The sequence below is a fragment of the Alcanivorax nanhaiticus genome (genome assembly GCF_000756665.1).
Classification (GTDB): Bacteria; Pseudomonadota; Gammaproteobacteria; order Pseudomonadales; family Alcanivoracaceae; genus Alcanivorax; species Alcanivorax nanhaiticus.
The window spans coordinates 1-18,923 of the sequence record NZ_ARXV01000016.1; the positions used below are offsets into that span (position 1 = coordinate 1).

General features: G+C 56.8%; 17 protein-coding genes. 8 read left to right on the forward strand and 9 right to left on the reverse strand.

The annotated features are described in order from the left end of the window. Positions 1-61 precede the first annotated feature (61 nt). The 3 genes from Y5S_RS15820 to argA all read left to right on the forward strand — a co-directional run bounded on the left by Y5S_RS15820 (position 62) and on the right by argA (position 3,651). Positions 62-742, forward strand: a complete 681-nt coding sequence (locus Y5S_RS15820; RefSeq protein WP_035234413.1) for a TIGR00153 family protein — start codon at positions 62-64, stop codon at positions 740-742. A 10-nt stretch (positions 743-752) separates the two neighbouring features. Further along, complete coding sequence (locus tag Y5S_RS15825) at positions 753-2,021, forward strand: inorganic phosphate transporter (protein WP_035234414.1); 1,269 nt, start codon at positions 753-755, stop codon at positions 2,019-2,021. A gap of 310 nt (positions 2,022-2,331) precedes the next feature. After that, entirely contained in the window at positions 2,332-3,651 is a 1,320-nt protein-coding gene (gene argA / locus Y5S_RS15830; protein WP_035234415.1) for an amino-acid N-acetyltransferase, read from the forward strand. Positions 3,652-4,080: 429 nt separating this feature from the next. On the opposite strand, the gene Y5S_RS15835 is transcribed toward argA, so the two are convergent. The 4 genes from Y5S_RS15835 to Y5S_RS15845 all read right to left on the reverse strand — a co-directional run bounded on the left by Y5S_RS15835 (position 4,081) and on the right by Y5S_RS15845 (position 6,619). Further along, on the reverse strand, positions 4,081-4,845 hold the full coding sequence (locus Y5S_RS15835) for an abortive infection family protein (RefSeq protein WP_035234416.1): 765 nt from the start codon (positions 4,843-4,845) through the stop codon (positions 4,081-4,083). Positions 4,846-4,920: 75 nt separating this feature from the next. Further along, complete coding sequence (locus Y5S_RS15840; protein ID WP_035234417.1) at positions 4,921-6,060, reverse strand: DUF6602 domain-containing protein; 1,140 nt, start codon at positions 6,058-6,060, stop codon at positions 4,921-4,923. A 159-nt stretch (positions 6,061-6,219) separates the two neighbouring features. Beyond that, on the reverse strand, positions 6,220-6,354 hold the full coding sequence (locus Y5S_RS20115) for a hypothetical protein (RefSeq protein ID WP_269319451.1): 135 nt from the start codon (positions 6,352-6,354) through the stop codon (positions 6,220-6,222). Between the two features lie 4 nt (positions 6,355-6,358). Further along, entirely contained in the window at positions 6,359-6,619 is a 261-nt protein-coding gene (locus tag Y5S_RS15845; protein WP_035234418.1) for a hypothetical protein, read from the reverse strand. A 327-nt stretch (positions 6,620-6,946) separates the two neighbouring features. On the opposite strand from Y5S_RS15845, the gene Y5S_RS19755 reads away from it, so the two are divergent. Next, the gene (locus tag Y5S_RS19755; RefSeq protein WP_156107813.1) at positions 6,947-7,135 is read left to right on the forward strand and encodes a hypothetical protein; all 189 of its coding nucleotides are present in this window, start codon (positions 6,947-6,949) and stop codon (positions 7,133-7,135) included. A 146-nt stretch (positions 7,136-7,281) separates the two neighbouring features. Here Y5S_RS19755 and Y5S_RS15850 read toward each other — a convergent pair whose 3' ends face one another. Then, positions 7,282-9,012, reverse strand: coding sequence for a choice-of-anchor Q domain-containing protein (locus Y5S_RS15850; RefSeq protein WP_035234419.1), 1,731 nt, complete (start codon positions 9,010-9,012; stop codon positions 7,282-7,284). A 417-nt stretch (positions 9,013-9,429) separates the two neighbouring features. Here Y5S_RS15850 and ilvD point away from each other — a divergent pair, with 417 nt between their 5' ends. The 4 genes from ilvD (at position 9,430) to Y5S_RS15870 (ending at position 14,742) form a co-directional block, all read left to right on the forward strand. Then, positions 9,430-11,277, forward strand: coding sequence for a dihydroxy-acid dehydratase (ilvD, locus tag Y5S_RS15855; protein ID WP_035234420.1), 1,848 nt, complete (start codon positions 9,430-9,432; stop codon positions 11,275-11,277). 439 nt (positions 11,278-11,716) lie between these two features. Beyond that, positions 11,717-13,039 carry a DsbA family protein gene (locus Y5S_RS15860; protein ID WP_035234421.1) on the forward strand — a complete coding sequence of 441 codons (1,323 nt, stop codon included), beginning with the start codon at positions 11,717-11,719 and terminating at the stop codon, positions 13,037-13,039. A gap of 215 nt (positions 13,040-13,254) precedes the next feature. After that, complete coding sequence (locus tag Y5S_RS15865) at positions 13,255-13,641, forward strand: MAPEG family protein (RefSeq protein ID WP_035234422.1); 387 nt, start codon at positions 13,255-13,257, stop codon at positions 13,639-13,641. Between the two features lie 108 nt (positions 13,642-13,749). Then, positions 13,750-14,742, forward strand: a complete 993-nt coding sequence (locus tag Y5S_RS15870; protein WP_035234423.1) for a 2Fe-2S iron-sulfur cluster-binding protein — start codon at positions 13,750-13,752, stop codon at positions 14,740-14,742. A 257-nt stretch (positions 14,743-14,999) separates the two neighbouring features. Here the strand turns inward: Y5S_RS15870 and Y5S_RS15875 are convergent, their stop codons facing one another. From Y5S_RS15875 to hemC, 4 genes are all read right to left on the reverse strand, one after another. Then, positions 15,000-16,226, reverse strand: a complete 1,227-nt coding sequence (locus Y5S_RS15875; protein ID WP_035234424.1) for a heme biosynthesis HemY N-terminal domain-containing protein — start codon at positions 16,224-16,226, stop codon at positions 15,000-15,002. Then, a complete protein-coding gene (locus Y5S_RS15880; RefSeq protein WP_035234425.1) occupies positions 16,223-17,188 on the reverse strand; it encodes a uroporphyrinogen-III C-methyltransferase in 966 nt (321 codons plus the stop codon). The genes Y5S_RS15875 and Y5S_RS15880 overlap by 4 nt, the downstream gene beginning before the upstream one ends. Positions 17,189-17,282: 94 nt before the next feature. Then, positions 17,283-17,984 carry a uroporphyrinogen-III synthase gene (locus Y5S_RS15885; protein ID WP_035234426.1) on the reverse strand — a complete coding sequence of 234 codons (702 nt, stop codon included), beginning with the start codon at positions 17,982-17,984 and terminating at the stop codon, positions 17,283-17,285. Between the two features lie 3 nt (positions 17,985-17,987). After that, entirely contained in the window at positions 17,988-18,920 is a 933-nt protein-coding gene (gene hemC, locus Y5S_RS15890) for a hydroxymethylbilane synthase (protein ID WP_035234427.1), read from the reverse strand. Positions 18,921-18,923: the final 3 nt, after the last annotated feature.

Below are 18,923 nucleotides of genomic sequence, written 5' to 3' on the forward strand. Positions count from 1 at the left end.
AGGGGCTATTTTGGTAGTGTTAAAAGGCCCCACAAGACCCTAACCTGGATCCGAGGCGCTTATGTCCTTAGGAAGCTCCATAGCCGGCCTGTTTGGCCGCTCCCCGATCAAACCCCTTCAGCAACACTACGATACCGTGCACGAGTGCGCCTGCACCCTGGCCCAGTTCTTTGATGCCGTCATCGCCGGCGACTGGGACAAGGCCCGCACCCTGCGCAAACAGGTCGCCGAGCTGGAAAACCAGGCCGACGAACTGAAGAAAGAGTTTCGTCTCAATCTGCCCAAGAGCCTGTTCCTGCCCATGCCTCGCACCGATCTGCTTGAGCTGATCAGCGTGCAGGACAAGGTGGCCAACAAGGCCAAGGACATCTCAGGCCTGATGCTGGGTCGGGAAATGTCCATTCCGGCCCCCATCGCTGACGCCATGCGCAGCTATGTTCAGGGAGCTATCGACACCTCCGCTCAGGCCCAGAAAGCCATCAACGAGCTGGACGAGCTCATCGAGACCGGCTTCAGCGGTCGCGAGATCCGTTTGGTAGAAGAGCTGATTGAAGAGCTCGACCGCCTGGAGCGCGCCAATGACGAGCAACAGATCGTCATTCGCTCCTCCCTCTTCAAACTGGAAAGCGAACTGTCCCCGGTGGACGTCATCTTCCTCTACAAAATCATCGAATGGGTAGGCGATCTCGCTGATCGCGCCCAGAAAGTGGGCGGCCGCCTGCAGATGTTGGTCGCACGCTAGGAGATTTCTTATGGAGTGGATGCTCGACAACGCCTACCTGATGCTGCTGCTTGCCGGCGCCTTCGGTTTCCTGATGGCCTGGGGCGTAGGCGCCAATGACGTAGCCAACGCCATGGGCACCTCGGTGGGGGCCAAGGCGCTTACCGTAAAGCAAGCCGTTATCATCGCCATCATTTTTGAATTCTGCGGGGCCTACCTGGCCGGGGGCGAAGTCACCGCCACCATCCGCAAGGGCATCATTGATGCCGAAACCTTCTCCCACGCCCCGCAGTACCTGGTCTACGGCATGATGTCAGCCCTGCTGGCTGCCGGCATCTGGCTGATGGTGGCCTCCTGGTTCGGCTGGCCGGTTTCCACCACCCACTCCATCGTCGGCGCCATCGTTGGTTTTGCCGCAGTGGGCCTGGGCATGGAAGCGGTGCACTGGGACAAGGTGGGATCTATCGTCGCCAGCTGGGTTACCTCGCCGTTACTGGCCGGGTTTATCTCCTTCGCGCTGATACGCAGCGTGCAAAAGCTGGTACTCAACCACGATGATCCCTTCGAGCGCGCCAAGAAAGTGGTGCCCTACTACATGTTCCTGGTGGGCTTCGTGATCTCCATGGTCACCATGGTCAAGGGCCTCAAGCACGTAGGCTTGCACCTCACCTTCCTGCAGAGCTTCCTGTGGGCACTGGGTGGTGGCGCCGTCGTCATGGTGGTGGGCAGCATATTCCTCAAGCGCATCAAGCAGGATCCGGAAGCCGACAAGGACTTCCGCTTCAGCTCCGTGGAGCGCGTCTTTGCCGTACTGATGATCTTCACCGCCTGTGCCATGGCCTTTGCCCACGGCTCCAACGACGTGGCCAACGCCGTCGGCCCGCTGGCAGCCATCAACAGTGTGATTGCGTCTGGTGGCCAAGTCGGCGCCAAAGCCGCCATGCCCAGCTGGATCCTGCTGGTGGGTGCCATGGGCATCGTGTTCGGCCTCGCCATCTTCGGTGCCCGGGTAATGGCCACCGTCGGCAAGAAGATCACCGAGCTGACCCCGTCCCGCGGTTTCGCCGCCGAGCTGGGTGCCGCCACCACCGTGGTACTGGCTTCCGGCACCGGCCTGCCGATCTCCACCACCCACACTTTGGTAGGCGCCATCCTCGGCGTGGGCATGGCCCGCGGCATTGGCTCCCTGAACCTGCGCGTGATCGGCACCATCTTCACCTCCTGGGTGGTCACCCTGCCCGCCGGCGCACTGCTGTCCATCCTGTTCTTCTACTTCTTCAAGGGCCTGTTTGGGGCGTAATCGAACGCCTGACGCCTGATGCAAGACGCTAACGCCGCCCTCCGGGCGGCGTTTTTGTTTGACGCAACTTCCGTCATCGCCATTGTGGGAGCTCTCTGTGCCCTTCAGGGTATGCCTGCAAGCGAAAGGCCAGTACGAGGTACGAGTTTCGAGTGGCGAAAACCTGAAAGACAAAGGAAGGTTTTGTCTTTCGAAACTCGTTACCCGCAACTCGAAACTTGATCCTTCCTTCCTGCGCCCCCCACTGGCTATACTGGCCAATCAACGACTTACCGCCTTCCCATAGCGGAAAAACAGCAGGGAAAATACCGTGTCCAGCACCACACCCGACAATCAGGTTCATTGGTTCCGTCACTCCTCGCCGTACATCAACGCGCACCGGGGCCGAACCTTTGTGGTCATGCTGGCCGGAGAGCTGCTGGACGGGCCACGCCTGGCCACCCTGATTCACGACCTGGCGCTACTCAACAGCCTGGGCATCAAGTTGGTGCTGGTCCATGGCGCACGCCCGCAGATCAGCGCACGGCTCAAGGACGCAGGAATCGAATCCACCTTCGAACAACACATGCGCATCACCGATGCCCCGGCACTGGATGGCGTCATGGCAGCCGTGGGCGCCCTGCGCCTGAAGCTGGAAGGACTGTTCTCCATGGGGCTGGCCAACTCCCCCATGCACAACGCCAGCATCCGGCTGGTCAGTGGCAACTTTGTCGTGGCCAAACCTGTCGGTGTCCGCAACGGCTTTGATTATCAGCATACCGGCGAAGTACGGCGCATCGACGTGGACGCCATTCGCCAGCAGCATAATGCCGGCAACGTGGTATTACTCTCACCGGTAGGCTGCTCGCCCACCGGCGAACTGTTCAACGTCAACGCCGAGGAAGTGGCCTCCACTGCGGCCATTGCCCTGGGGGCCGACAAACTGATCCTGATGGGCAACGACCTGCGCCTCAACGATGGCAGCGACAACCAGCTACGCGAACTCTCTCCCCAGGAAGCCGGCAAACTGCTCGCCGAAGACCTGTTCCAGGACAGCAATATCGACCGTCAACTCACCGCCGCCTGCCATGCAGCAAGCAATGGCGTAGGCCGAGCCCACTTGCTCGATGCCAACGTGGACGGCGCCCTGATCAAGGAACTGTTCACCCGCGACGGCTGCGGCACCCTGGTCACCCGGGAAACCTATGAAACCGTACGCGGTGCACGCATCGAAGACGTGGGCGGCATTCTGGAACTGATCGAGCCACTGGAGGCCGACGGCACCTTGGTACGCCGTTCGCGAGAACTGCTGGAAACCGAAATCCATCGCTTCGCCATCACCGAACGGGACGGCATGGTCATCGCCTGCGCCGCCCTCTACCCGTTCCCGGACGACAAGACCGGCGAACTGGCCTGCGTGGCCGTGCACCCCAGCTACCGCAAAGGGGAACGCGGCGCACAACTGCTTGGCTACGTGGAACGGCGGGCAAGAGAACAAGGCCTGAACAGCCTGTTCGTGCTCACCACGCTCACCGCCCACTGGTTTCAGCAGCAAGGGTTTGAAGCGGCCGGCGTGGATGCACTGCCGGGAGCCCGGCAGTCGTTGTATAACTGGCAGCGGAATTCGAAGGTGTTTGTGAAGCCGTTGTAGGTGAGCAGCCTCTCGCTCCTATCTCTTTTGTAGGCGCGCCAGTTATTCGCTCGGTGAGGAGCGAACCGCGGTGGTGATGGCGTCTTACTTGGATGACTTGCTGCCAGCCTGTGATGCAATCACACCGATAACCGTGCTTGTCCTCGCCGGACGGGCCCAAAGGGGTGCTGCGCGACACCCCTCTGGACTCACCCGCTCCGCGGGCACACTCCGGTACTCATAATCTAAAGGACGCAAAAAAGACTCGCTCCGCTCAGACAGGTTTTTTGCTCTTCGCCTTCAGATTATTCCGTTCCTCGACTCACTCTAACGGGGAGGGGCCGTCCGGGAAGGATTGAGGGCATTCACACCCGCAGCACGCGCGACTTTGGAATGAAGGCGAAGCCGAAATGGGAAAGACATCGCCGTGATGGCGATTGTTAGCCCTTTTCACTGAAGCTTTCTATCCAGGTAGTGCAGGATCGTTCTACTTGCGTTGCATACGAGCTCCGCATCCACTTCCGAAAGCAGATTTTCATTTGCATGGGCCACGCTCGCGTGGTTTCTCAGCTGATTCAACGTATCTAAAACTGAAGAGAAGGACTTTAAGATTCGGTCAATTTCCGCTGACCAGTGACCGCCACCATTCAAGCTTGGATGGGATTTTCGAAGAGATTTATATAGCGAGGTAATCGTAGCATCCTTTTCTACAGTGATTCCCACCGCTTCACATTGGCTAAGAAAATAGCCATGTAGCGAGGTATGGACCCTATCAACCCCACTCGTGGCACCTGATGTCGCTAGTAATGCCTCAGTATCTTTAAGCGCTCGCTCAACAACATCTCTGGCAGAGAGAGTTGGCGGTACAAACGTTGGAGCCAATCCCTCTGGCTTTAGTCCAATTTCACGCATTAGTGCCGAGTTATTACTCCAAAGCCAACTCGCAGCTTTCTCGTTTTCGAGAAAGCATTGCAAATTTTCAACATCATCGTTTAAAAGAAATTCTATCGCCTGAAACACACAGGATCCGTAATCGTCGTCCCCCCAAGAAAGACTGCGCAATAAACGAGAATGCCCTCGAATGTAATCGATTTGCCCAGCCTTATATCCGATCTCTTTCCAATCTGTGGCGTTAAAAATTTCAAGAATAGCTTTCTGAAGGGCCAGAACCACCCTACCCCGTAATTTACTATCCTGTTCTAAGTTCTCAAACATATGCGCTCTAACAGGGCCAACGTTTTCGCGAGTGGTTGGTGAAGCACAGCACAACCAATCCACTGTGCATATCATTTACAATTCCACTTCACTACCCGGCAGCATGAATGATCCATCTTCCTTAAAGAACTCAACAACGGTGCCACTATCTCTAAAAAAGTGCCCCACTGATTCAAAGCCAGACACTTTTATGCCTTTCGGCACATGCAGAGATATTGGCTTAGCACCATTAATTTCTAGCGCCTCAACTTTTTGTTTACTCTCTGGGTATTCATGTATTAACTCATGTAAAGAGTACACATCCACCAAATACAGATCACCTTCCACATCAATCACATCAGGAATTGGTTTTATTGGGCGAGCAAGGTAGCTTTTTTCATGAGGCAATATCTTCTCAGGATTCTCTCTTACTACAGAATCCAACAATCGGCCCATTGACTGACTTCCTGGTGCTTTCTCAACAATAACCTGGACTTTAAAATGCTTGCCTTCAATACGAACCAGCTCAGTAGTCACATAAAAATCTTCATCTAAAAAATACAGTTCAGGTAACGAACAGTAAGTAATCGGCAATAAACCAGACCTCCCATCTTCTGCTGAAATTTCTAATGAAGAAACACATTCAGCCAAAACTTCGACGAGCGCCTTTACAATTGTATCTTTCTTGCAGCTCAAACTATAAGAAAAAATTCTCAGGTTTTGGATATTTTTTAATCTTGAATTACTCGTTCCTAGGTTGCTATAGAATGAACTTCTTACAACGTCTTTAAGATTAGTTGGGTTGAGAGTTTTCTTTACCTCTATCGCCGAAATCACACTGCCTGGATTTACGACCACAAATTCATCACTTCGATATACCACGCTGCGGTCTGAATCATCAAAAACCAAAACATCAATTTGCTTTCCATGCTTATTTCTACTTGAATCATAGACGAACCCAGTGCCAATTTTGTTATTCGTAGGAGCATATTCCTTTATAGTTGACCTTAATAGGTTCTCATAGAAACTACCGATTGTCGGAGCATGAGTGATTATACTTTCGAACCAATTGGTTTCAGACTCAATTTTTCGTTTAAATCGCTTTGCTAGAAAATCTTCTTCATTCCAATACACTTTGTGGAGCAAACCGCTGGATGAATCCTGCAAAACCATGCATTGCCCAGCAGGAGACTGAAGATCAAGGATTTTCTGTTCATCCTTAGTTAGATTGCTCATGGATACCTCACTCTACTTGTGACGCCCGCAACACGCGCGAGCTTGCGAGCCGCCGTGCTTGCGATTGTTATGCATCCTCCGGAGTTGTAATTGGTTGCCCATCCAGTGGGTTAATCTGTGCCATTGCTCGCAAAATTAGTGGCGCGGAAACCCCGACATTTACAGCCAATCCTTTAAGTCTGGCCTCTCAACTTTTTGTATTTTATGTAACTCAGCCAGCTCAAGTAGTTTTATTCCTAGCGCACCAAAAAAAGCAAACCAAACAGCAGCACTAATAGAGGCAATAGCATCCATAAGCCTAGTCTCCCCTATTCTTAATGGCAGCAGAAAAACGATCTGCTATAGACCCTTTTCTTCTTTTACTACGCAACATGTATAGTCTCTCGCCTTTCTGATTGAGAGCGTTTGCAGATACAACTTTGTCCCCATGCTCCGAAATGTAGCGAAGAACAGCTTCCTTAGAAATTTTAGCCTCTTTGGAGATCCCATTAATTGTTCTCCACTCATATTTGTCGTTACGCAATGCATTCTCAATTTCTAATTCATCATTTTCAATCATGTAATTTTCCTTACTAAGCACTCGCATCAAAGTCTACTGTCTATACAAATGACTGACCCACTTAAACCCTGCCACCCCAAAAGGCATAATAGGCATTAGGAATGCCGACTCGAATATCACATGAACGCGCCGGCTTCATATCACGGACCACGAATTTGCATAACGAAAGATAAAACCAGAAAAGTCACCACACCACAAACCGGCAAGACAATGCATCATGACCACTTCCTTCCCTAAACCAATAACACGGCCCATACATGCCGTGTTTCTGAGATAAGCCCCCAATGCCACCAGCACGGCATCTTCCCCATTAGAGTGAGTCGAGGAATGGAACGGGTCGAACGGAGTCGGGGCGAGGGGGAGTCCAGAGGGGTGTCCCGTTACACCGCCTTTGCTCGTCAGGCTACGTTGCGGCGAGGACAAGAAGATTACTGGTGCGATGGTGTCACCGGTTTACAGCAAGCCATCCAGGATAACGCCACCACCGAGAGAGCATCGGGCACACTCATACATTGAAGAAACAAGTGGCGATTTCAGAAAGATACGGGCTCTAGAAATTAGAAGTTCTATATTGCGTCATCATTTCATTTCCAAACCGAGGAAAGCATCTGGCCTTGTCATGCATACTACGAGCAAGACAAGGCCTGCACCCTCGACAGAAATCACGGTTTTCGAGACGGTCTTCTCCTTCGAAGCAAGCTGGCCAGAACCGGCAAAAGCCATGCCGACCAAGCACCGCCCCCGCCGCCGCCACTTCCGCCGCCACTTCCTCCCGATCCTGTTGCAATTGGCGCTGGCAAGCCTTCACGATACTCGACCGCACCAATGTCACAGACCACGCCACCATCGTCATCGCCATCCACGCGGCCCCAGCCTGTCTGATCAATGGTTTGACAGGTGCCGCCACTGGGATCACCGGCATCCACCAACGGGCTGCCCACGCGGGGAGCATGGCTCAACACAACCACTTCCTGACCATCAATGGTGATATTGCCACCATTGGCGGCCAGTCCGACCAGCATTGGGTCAAGTGCTGCATCGCCGCCAGCCACATCACCAACCTGATCCGAGGGGTCGGCAGTGAAATTACAGCCTGAGTTATTGCCAATCAGGTTATAGCCGTCGGAACTAATGCCGCCATAGCAATCAGGATTGTCATTCGAGGAGGTATTCTCTGCTACCACGGTATTGCTGATAACCACCGACGCACTGCCTCGAATCCCGCCACCATAGGTGGTCCCGCCCGCACTGGTTTGCACGCGATTCTTCGTCACTGTGACATTATTCAACGAACCGCTATCGCCCAGGGAAAGCCCACCTCCCCAGGAGGCATCCACTGACTCAACCCGGTTACCGGAAACGGTACTGCTATTGATTTCCACAGGATCGAAGGCCTGAATTGCACCACCACTGGCAACACTGCTACCGCTATCACCGGTCCGCCGGGCAAGGTTACTAATGATGTCGCTTCTTAGAATGGACAGCGTGCCAGACTGATGATTGATCGCTCCACCTGACGCGCCACCATCGCCACTGGAAATGACCTGATTCCCGGAAAAAGTCGTACTACTGATACCGGTGTTAACGGCAACATTATTGGGATTGTTGAACAGGCCACCACCGATTGCCGATCCTGCTTCTGTCTCAATCGTGTTACCCAGAATTCGGCTTGTCACCAGATTCACCGAACCACCGGTGCCCACACTGATACCCGCCCCCTGCCCCGCAAGCGCACCCAGTGCTTCGATGCGATTACTCTCGATACCAACCCGGGTCAAACTGAGGGGACCGCGCGTACTGATTCCCGCTCCTGAAACTGAGCCAGAGGACGGCCCTGCGCTGATAAGATTGCCGTAGACTCTTGCGTCCTGCATTGTCAGCTGGCCACTGAAAACATAAATTCCGGCCCCAACGGTTACCGAGCCACCATTGGTGATTCCCAGGGAGTACATCTGAATTGCGGCACCATTACGAACCTCGAAAACGCGATCAGAGCCATTGCCATCAATTTCGGTAGCGCCAAATGCGCCATTACCATTGATAATCACCGACTCGGTAAGATCCAGATCTCCTGTATCCGCCGCATTCTCATTGCTACCGGTTCGTGAGAGCACAATGGGAACGTTGTTAGTAGCACCGCTGAACGTGATCACGTCCGTGGGCGAAGCCTGACCTGCCGCGCAATCTGTTGAGCCAGACTGGTTGTTGTTATTGGCATTAATGATGGCTTCTCTGAGCGTGCAGAACGCATCTTCCGCGATGGTATCTGCCGAACTATTGACCGAAATGGTGGCCGCAGATGCCAACTCCGTTGAAGCCAGTCCAATAGCGAAAACAAGCAGGTTCAGCTTGCTTTTCTGTGATACTCCTTTGATATGGCCAGCTCTTCCCATGAGTTATCTCCGAATTTCGTATTTCTGCGCAACGAAGCATCCTCTGAAGATGATTTGCAGATATTGCGCTGATTAAAAAGCAAACTGGGGTGGCGCATTCAGGCCCATTACCCGTGATCGGTACGACGTTGCCGACAAGGCCAACCCATAAATCACCAAAACCGCATGACAATGCCATGACGCAACGGATTATAACCTTTCGATATATTCCCGATTTTCCCTCCATACAGGGTCACACCTATTGGCGCTATCATCAGTGAACCATCCCCCATTCAGGAAAAACGACACTCCCGCGCATCCTGGCTTGCCTCCTTCAGCTCCCCACCGCCAACCGGCGCATAGCGCCTACAAGATCCCCCCCTCTGTGGGTTACAATGTCTCCCCTTATGCACAGTTATCGACCATAACGAGGTTCCCATGCCGCAATATCGCTCCCGTACCACCACCCATGGCCGCAATATGGCCGGTGCCCGCGCCCTGTGGCGTGCCACGGGCATGAAGGACGGTGATTTCGGCAAGCCGATTATTGCCATCGCCAATTCCTTCACCCAGTTCGTGCCCGGTCATGTGCACCTCAAGGATCTGGGTCAGCTGGTAGCTGAAGAAGTGGAGAAGACTGGCGGGATCGCCAAGGAGTTCAATACCATTGCCGTGGACGATGGCATCGCCATGGGCCATGACGGCATGCTCTATTCCCTGCCGAGCCGCGACATCATCGCCGACTCCGTGGAATACATGGTGAACGCCCACTGTGCCGACGCCATTGTCTGCATTTCCAACTGCGACAAGATCACCCCCGGCATGCTGATGGCCGCCATGCGCCTGAACATCCCGGTGATCTTCGTATCCGGCGGCCCTATGGAAGCCGGCAAGACCAAGCTGGGTGAGCACAAGCTGGATCTGGTGGACGCCATGGTGATGGCCGCCGATGACAGCGTGGACGATGAAACCGTCAACGAGGTAGAGCGCTCCGCGTGCCCCACCTGCGGTTCCTGTTCCGGCATGTTCACTGCCAACTCCATGAACTGCCTGACCGAAGCTCTGGGCCTGTCCCTGCCCGGTAACGGCTCCCTGCTGGCCACCCATGCGGATCGCCGCGAGCTGTTCCTGGAAGCGGGCCGTCGCATCGTCGATATCGCCAAGCTCTACTACGAGCAGGACGTGGAAGCGGTGCTGCCGCGCAACATTGCCTCGTTCAAGGCGTTTGAAAATGCCATGAGCCTGGACATCGCCATGGGCGGTTCCACCAACACCGTGCTGCACCTGCTGGCCGCGGCCCAGGAAGGCGAAGTGGGCTTCACCATGGAAGACATCGATCGCCTGAGCCGCAAGGTACCGTGTCTTTCCAAGGTCGCCCCGGCCACCCAGAAATACCATATGGAAGACGTGCACCGCGCTGGTGGCGTGATGGGCATTCTCGGTGAGCTGGATCGTGCCGGTCTGCTGCACCGCGACTGCCCCACCGTGCACTCCGCCACCATGGAAGAGGCGCTGGAGAAGTATGACATCGTGCGCACCAGCGATGAGGCGGTGAAGAAGATGTACACCGCAGGGCCCGCCGGTATCCCCACCCAGACCGCCTTCAGCCAGGACACCCGCTGGGAGAGTCTGGATGACGACCGTGAGAACGGCTGTATCCGCAACTACGAACACGCCTACAGCAAGGACGGCGGCCTGGCTGTCCTCTACGGCAACATCGCCGAGCGCGGCTGTATCGTGAAAACCGCCGGTGTGGATGAATCCATTCTGACGTTCACCGGTCGTGCCCGCGTATTTGAATCCCAGGATTCCGCCGTGCGCGCCATCCTCGGTGACCAGATCGTGGCTGGCGACGTGGTTGTGATCCGCTACGAAGGCCCGAAAGGCGGCCCCGGCATGCAGGAAATGCTCTATCCCACCAGCTACCTGAAATCCAAGGGACTGGGCAAGAGCTGCGCCCTGCTCACCGATGGTCGCTTCTCCGGCGGCACCTCCGGCCTGTCCATCGGCCACGCCTCTCCTGAAGCGGCTGAAGGTGGTGCTATCGCATTGGTGGAAGAAGGTGACACCATCGCCATCGATATCCCCAACCGCACCATCAAGCTGGATATCAGCGATGAAGAGCTGGCCCACCGTCGCACGCACATGGAAAACCGCGGCAAGCTGGCCTTCAAGCCGAAGGAAATCCGTCCGCGCCGCGTTTCCGCCGCGCTGAAAGCCTTCGCGGCCCTGACCACCAGCGCCGACCGCGGCGCGGTACGTGATCTGAGCCAGATCGGCGAGTAATTCACGGCACGATAAAAAGGCGGCCCCATGCAAATGCGGCCGCCTTTTTTGTGGCTCATCGCAGGCCAGCGTGAATAGTTGCGGAGAATGGCCACAGCGAAAAAATCGCGAGAGGCCTCAGGGGCAGGATTCAACGGTGGGAGCGGCGGCTCCACCGCGATGTGCCGAGCTATAATTGAAACGCCGTATCGCGGTCGAACGCCCGCTCCCACAGGTGCAGCGGGCCGGTTTGGGGGCTGGCGGCTTCAGACGCCCGCAGACCGGCATTCCCAGCCCGAGATGAACCGTTTTTATAGCTCACACGTGCTTAGCCTTTGGCATTCCTGACACGCAAGGATTCCTGCGTTTTACCCCTTTTCACGGAAACCACTGGATGGCTTAGGCTATAGTCAGCAGTCTGGCCAGAAAAATACCCCACGCCAAAGGAGCCTCCATCCGCATGAGCCTCAAACACAAGTTGATGCCTTTGTTCGCCGGACTGATCACCAGCGAAGGCCTGCAGGCCCTGCGCCGCAGATTAGCGGAATGGCGTCGGGTGCTACGTCGGCAACCCCATGCCGCCACGTTCTACTTTCGCATTGATGATCCTTACTCCGTGCTCATGGCCCAGGTGTTGCCGCGTTTTGCCCGTCACTTTGGCATTCAGATTACCCCGCGGGTAATGCTGTATCTGGATCAACAGATGTATCCCGCCGCAGACATGCTCTCCGAGCTCGCGCCCCGGGATGCCGCCCAGCTGGCTGATTTGCATGGACTGGATTTTCCCGCTGACTGGCAACTGCCTCAGCGTGAAGTCAGCCTTGCCGCCACCCGCTGTCTGTTACGCCATGAAAAGGATGAGCGCTTCTGGAGCCTGGCCGCAGCACTGGCGGATGCGCTTTGGCGTCATGACCACGGCAAGCTGGAAGCTTTGCTTAGCGAGCATGGCCAGATGCCAGCGGACCAGGCACAACTGGCACTGGAAGCGCGCCGAGATCAATTTCTCCGCGACGGACACTACCTTACCGGCACCCTGCTTTATCAAGGCGAATGGTACTGGAGCGTGGAGCGACTGGATCACCTTGGCCATCGACTCAATGCCCTTGGCCTCGGTTCCCAGGACTGGCCGCTCCCCTATGGCCGCGCCAAACGCGCGCAGCTCTCCCATAGCGCCCCCCGGCTGAAAGGCAAACCCCTGGTCCTGTTCTTTTCATTTCGCAGCCCCTATTCCTATATCGCCTTGTCCCGGGCCTATGCACTCGCCGACCACTACGGTCTGAATCTGAAGATTCGCCCGGTGCTGCCTATGGTGATGCGAGGATTGAGCGTGCCAAAGGAAAAGCGCTTCTACATTCTCAAGGACGCAGCCAGAGAGGCACGCCTGCATCAAGTGCCATTTGGCCGGGTATGCGACCCTGTGGGACCTGGCGTGGAGCGTTGCATGGCCCTGTGGCCTTTTGCCGAAAAAGAGGGCCGTTTGCGTGAATGGCTTCGCGCTGCCGCCACCGGCATCTGGAGCAAAGGGATCAACGCTGCCAGTGACAACGGCCTGAAGTTTCTGGTGGAAACCGCCGGACTGGACTGGAACCGGGCCCGCCGCTGGCTCGACGACGACAGCTGGCGCGACCGGGCGGAAGACAACCGCAATGCCATGATGACCGCAGGAAGCTGGGGCGTACCCAGCTTTATGACGCAAGATGACATGGTATGGGGGCAGGATCGTTTTGCGATAATCGAGCGCAGCCTGTTAGCCTCGGTCTCACACGAGAGCGACGAGGGGTGAGCTAGCACCTCAGTTGCAAGTGACAAGTTTCAAGTTGCAACGCGACCCAGGCCACTAAGTCTTTCATGGCCGTGCCCGCGAACCTTGGCTTAATCGCGGTGATGGGATTGCATTGGCAGTGACTTTATCCGCGTTGCAACTTGAAACTTGTCACTTGCAACTCGTTTACCCCACAAACCAACACCAGAACGAAAACAAATACCAAGGAGAACTTCATGACCATTGCTTACTGGTGCGTGCTTGCCGCCATCTTCCTTCCCTACCTGTCCACCGGGATCGCCAAATTCCAGGGCGGCTTTGGCCCGAAACAAAATCACAATCCCCGTGAGTTTCTGGAAACGCTGGAGGGCAGCCGCAAGCGAGCCCACTGGGCACAGCAGAATGGTTTTGAAGTCACTCCGGCTTTCGCCGCCGCTGTCATCATTGCCCACCTGGCCGCCACCTCCCCGCAAGGCACCATTGACGGCATCGCTCTGGCCTTTGTGCTCAGCCGGATCATGTTCACCGTCTGCTACGTGGCCGACTGGGCGAGCGCTCGCACCTTGGTCTGGGCCTTCGGCATGGGCTGTATCGTCTCCCTGTTCGTGGGCGTTGGTGGTTAAAGACAGTTTCGAGTTGCGAGGAACGAGTTTCGAAAGGTAAAACCCTGAAGCCCCACTAACCTTTTTGCTTTTCGCTACTCGAAACTCGAAACTCGCATCTCTCCCCTGATGGCGAGCTACACCATCACCGTCAACGGCAAGGGCTCGTTCCCCTGCCGCGAAGACCAGAAGATTATTGAAGCCGGTCAGCTGGCTGGCTTCAGCTTTCCCATGGCCTGCCGTAACGGCAACTGCCTGCGCTGCGAAGGCACCCTGACAGCCGGTCACGTTCTGCAAAAAAACCACACCATTCATGCGGGCGAAGCCGGTAGCTCTGAAGTGTTATACTGCGTTGCCCAGCCATTGAGTGATTGCGAGATTAGCGTGTCCGATGTGACAGCCCCCGGCGAACTGCCGGTGCACACCCTGAACTGCCAGATCGGCAAGATTGAGTCGCTCAATCATGATGTCAGTCGTGTGTGGCTGATGCTGCCTGCCGGGAAGCGCATCCAATGGCATGCCGGCCAGTATCTGATGCTGAACCTGCATGGCGAGTGCTACCCCTTTTCTATCGCCAATGCCTGCACTGGACGCCAACTCGAATTGCACATTCGTCATGGTGACGACAACAGTGCAGCCCAGGACATCATGGCCAGCCTGATCCAGGACAGTACCGTCAGCGTGACACTACCGACAGGCATTCGCTTTATTGATTCGGCCCCGACGCAACCGGTGTGGTTTATCTGTGGCTCCACGGGTTTTGCCCCCGTAAAGGCCATGATTGAACGTCTGGTGGAACTGGATTTTCAGGAACCCGTACGGCTGTTCTGGGGGGCTCGTGTAGCGGAAGATTTGTACCTGACGGATCCTCTCCGTGACTGGACCAATCAGCTGAAGGACTTTGAGGGCACCACCGCACTCTCCGACATGCAGCATCCCGATCACCAGCAAGGCCTGGTGCACGAGGCGGCAATCGCCGCCCTCAACGAACCCCACCTTCCGCAGTTTTTCCTCGGCGGTTCTCCGCCTATGGCCTGGGCCGTCTTTGATGCGCTGGTGGCAGAAGGCGTGCCCGCCCATAATATTCACTGCGACGTGTTCGATTACGCACCGCGGGATTGATTGAAAGCGGGGGCTCTCCCGGAGCTCCCCCTCATGCCGTAGGAGCCTGCCTGCAGGCGATCCGAGCCCAAGCGAGGCTAGTGTTCGAGAAGCGAGTAACGAGTTTCGAGTTGCGAAAACCTTTCAACTTGGTGTTTTTGCCTTTCGAAACTCGTACCTCGTTACTCGCTTTTATCGCCTGCAGGCAGGCTCCTGTGCTCAATACAAAAAAGCCGCGCCCATTGGGCGCGGCTTTTTTGTGTTGCATGCTGCGTCAGTTAAAGCGACTTATCCGGTAACGGTAGCGCCGGCAGCTCGCCCTGCAATTTATCCAACCGCTTTTCAAACGTCTTCATGGCTTTGCTGGAATCGCCCAGGGCCTGATAGAGGCGGGAGAGTTCTGCCAGTGCCGTGGCGCTCTGGCTGGAATTGGCCGCCGCTTCAAAAAAGCCTTGCGCCTTACCCCATAACCGCGCCTTGAGTGCCACACGACCTGCAGTAATCAATACCGCCGCATTACCTGGTCGTTGCTCCAGCCAGCGTTCGAGAACCTGCAGCAGATCATCAGGCGAGACATCATCAATCGCTTCCAGCACTGGCGGCAGACGATCATCCCACTGTGAATCCAGTTGCTCACGCACCAGATTGAGCGCGCCTTTGCCGCCACCAAGCTGGGCCAGAAAACCCGTGTAGCGTGCCACCATCGCCGGGTCGTTCTTGAGCTGCACCGGCACGTCCTTCCACAATTTGCGCAACTCTTCGCGACGGCTGTCAGCATCATTGAAACCGGGCTTGCGAGCCGTTTCCTGCAGCAGTGCCAACCAGGCACGACGCTCACGACGGGCCTCGCCATCACCGAAAGCGCGCTTGAGACGCGGCATCAAATCACACAGCGCCGGCCAATCCTTCTGGCTTTCCAGCACCTGGGCATAGGTCCGCAGGATGCGCTTGTTGCGCGGGGCCATGTCCGCCAGCACTTTCAGCTCCTGACGGGCCTGGTCCGGGTAACCATCATCCAGCGCGAAGCGGGCCTTCATTAACCCCGCCACCAGACGACCACGCTGATCGCCACCGGCTTTTTCCAGATAACGCTGGGAGGCTTCAATATTGTCCTGTTCCTGGGCCGCTTCCGCCGCCAGCAACCAGGCCAGCAACGGCCAGTCGCCATCCTCACCGGCTGCCACCAGCAAGCGCTCGGATTTTTCCAGCTCACCATCCACCAGCTGCAGAAAACCGGTGCGCAAACGACGGGCTGCCACGGCTTGTTTCCAACGACGCGTGGCTCGCACTGGCTCGAACATATTCCAGGCGGTATTGGCCAACAACGTCAGCACCACCAGAGCCACGGCTGACACAATCGCCGCCAGCACCACAAACCCCAACGTGGTATCCATGGAGAAGTCATCACGGATTACCAGTACATAGCCGGAATCAGCCGCCATCCAGCGTCCCAGCACCAGTGCGGCAATCAGCGCAATGACTACCAGCAGGACGACCTTCTTCATGCGCCACCCTCCTTGCGTTTGAGCGCTTCGATGGCAGCCAGCCCCGCACCGATTTCCGGCAACGCATAAGCCATCTGACGACCGCCCATTTCCCCGATCACTTCACGCATGTGTGAAGCACGAGGGTCATCATTGCGGAACCATTCCTTGAGCGTCAGTTCGGCGTTGGTCAGCGCCTGCTGATACGCCTCTCCACGCCCCTGCATCAGTGCCAGTTGCGCCTGCTGCAGGCTGCCGTCCAGTGTCAAACGTACCAGTGAGGCCTGCTCTGCTGACAAGGGCAACGGCACCCGGCCTTCGTGATGACGGATATTCACCGGCATGCGATCCAGCATGTCCTGCCACCAGGGCTGGCTGGTGTCCGGCACATCACGCTCAGGGGGAGCTTCCTCTACCGGTACGGCCAATTCCGCCACCGTCTGACGCAGCGCCCCCAGTTGCAACACCATGCCCTGCACATCCACCTTGCCGGCACGGCTCAGCTTGTCCATATCCACCGCCAGTGCCTGACGCGCGGTCAGCACGGTAGGGTCATCAATTCGGGCCAGCACACCGTCAGCTGCCTCCAGCAGGCGACGGGCGGCCTGGGCATCCTGGGTGAGCAACAAGCGCTGACTGGCCAGACTGGCCAGCGCCCGCGCTTCATTAATCAGCCACAGTTTTTGGCCACCGGTTTTCATGTCGGTGAGTACCGCCTGATCCTTGACCCGCTGAGCTGCCTGCTCGGCCTGCTTCTTCTCAAACGCTGCCAGTGCGCCCTGCACTTCGCTGCGCTGGGCTGCCATGTCGGCCTTGAGGGCTTCCATCTGCCCCACTACATCCGCCTTGTCGGCCTGCAGACGCAGGTATTCCTGCCAGCCCAGCCAGCCACCGGCACCGATGACACACGCCAGAAGCAGAATGACGAGTACAAGCCAACGGGTCATACCAGTCTGGCGAGAAGAAAGGCGGTCCTGCGTCATGACAGCTCCATGTTCTGGTTTGTGATTGTGGAACACTTGAAAAACCTTAATGGGGGCAAGGCGTTGTGTCCATTAAACAATGTAATGCGCTGCATCATCCCAAAGCAGGCAAGGCAGCCAACATATCCTCATCATGGGCGCTGAGCGCAACCCGGATCTCGCCGGCAAAGTCTGCGGCAATGGCATCGGCCACGCGTTCACCCGCCGCAATCACACCCATCCTTTCTGGCAAGTGCGGCGACACGGCCCGCCAGCTTTCCACGCTGGTGACCATGATCCAGTCACACGTCGGAGCAACAGCAAATTGAGGATTGGCAAGGCGTTGATAGAACGGCAGAGCAGTCACCGCTGCTCCGCGGGAGGCAAGGATATCTGCCAGCAACTCCCGACCACTGTTGCCCCGGCAAATCAGCACTTTTTTATCAGCAAGATCTTGCAGGCAAGGCAAGGACAGTACGGCTTCGCTGTTATAACCACGGGCGGGGACTTCAGGCTGAAGGTGCCAGGCGGACATCTCATTGGCGGTGGCTCGTCCCACCGCCAGCCAGTGCACTCCCACCGGCCACTGAGGCCAGAGGTCCGCCATGGCCGACAGGGCCAGCCGCGCCGCATTGGCGCTGGCAAAGAACACCGCATGAAACTGATCCAGATCCATCAGGATCCGTGCGCTGGGATCACTGACCGGGATCGGCTCAATCAGCAGTGCCGGTGAGTGCACCGCATCATAACCGGCCTGCCGCAGCGCCTCCATGAGCGGTTGTTGCTGCCCCGCGGGCCGGGTTACCAGCACCTGCATGGCTCAGTGCTTCTGGTACAGCGCCTGGAGGATCACATCGGCACCCTTGCCGAGCAGCTCCTCGGCAAGCTTCACGCCCAGGGCCGCCCCCTCAGCACGGGGCGCACGCCCCTCTGCACGCAGCACCCGGCCACCATTCTCCTCCGCTACCAGCGCGCGCATCCACAACTCGTCCCCTTCCAGCAGCGCAAAACCGGCAATAGGCACTTGGCAACCGCCTTCCAGACGACGATTCATGGCACGCTCGGCGACCACCCGGTCCCAGGTGTCCTTGTCGCTGAGAGGGCTGAGCAGCTCGATGGTACGCGCGTCACCCTCACGGCATTCGATACCCACCGCGCCCTGGCCAACAGCGGGCAGGGATTCTTCCGGGGGCATTTCGTAACGGATACGGTCGTGCATCTGCAAACGCTTGAGACCCGCCGCAGCGAGGATAATGGCATCAAATTCACCGGCATCCAGCTTGCCCAGACGAGTCTGCACATTACCGCGCAGGCTTTTGACCACCAGATCGGGACGGTTCGCCTTCACCTGTGCCTGACGGCGCAAGCTGGAGGTGCCCACACACGCCCCTTCGGGGAGGGCCATCAGACTCTCATAAGTGTTGGATACAAATGCATCACGGGGATCTTCCCGCTCACAGATCACCGGCAATTCAAAACCCGGCGGCAATTCCATGGGCACATCTTTCATGGAATGCACCGCAATATCGGCACGGCCATCCATCATCGCCTCTTCCAGCTCTTTCACGAACAAGCCTTTGCCACCGATCTTGGCCAGCGGGGTATCAAGAATCTTGTCCCCCTGGGTCTTGATCCGCACCAGCTCCACGCTCAAGCCTTCATGCAGGCTTTCCAGACGCTGCTGCACATACTCGGCCTGCCAGATGGCCAGCGGGCTGGAACGGGTAGCGATACGCAAGATTTCGCGGGACATGGG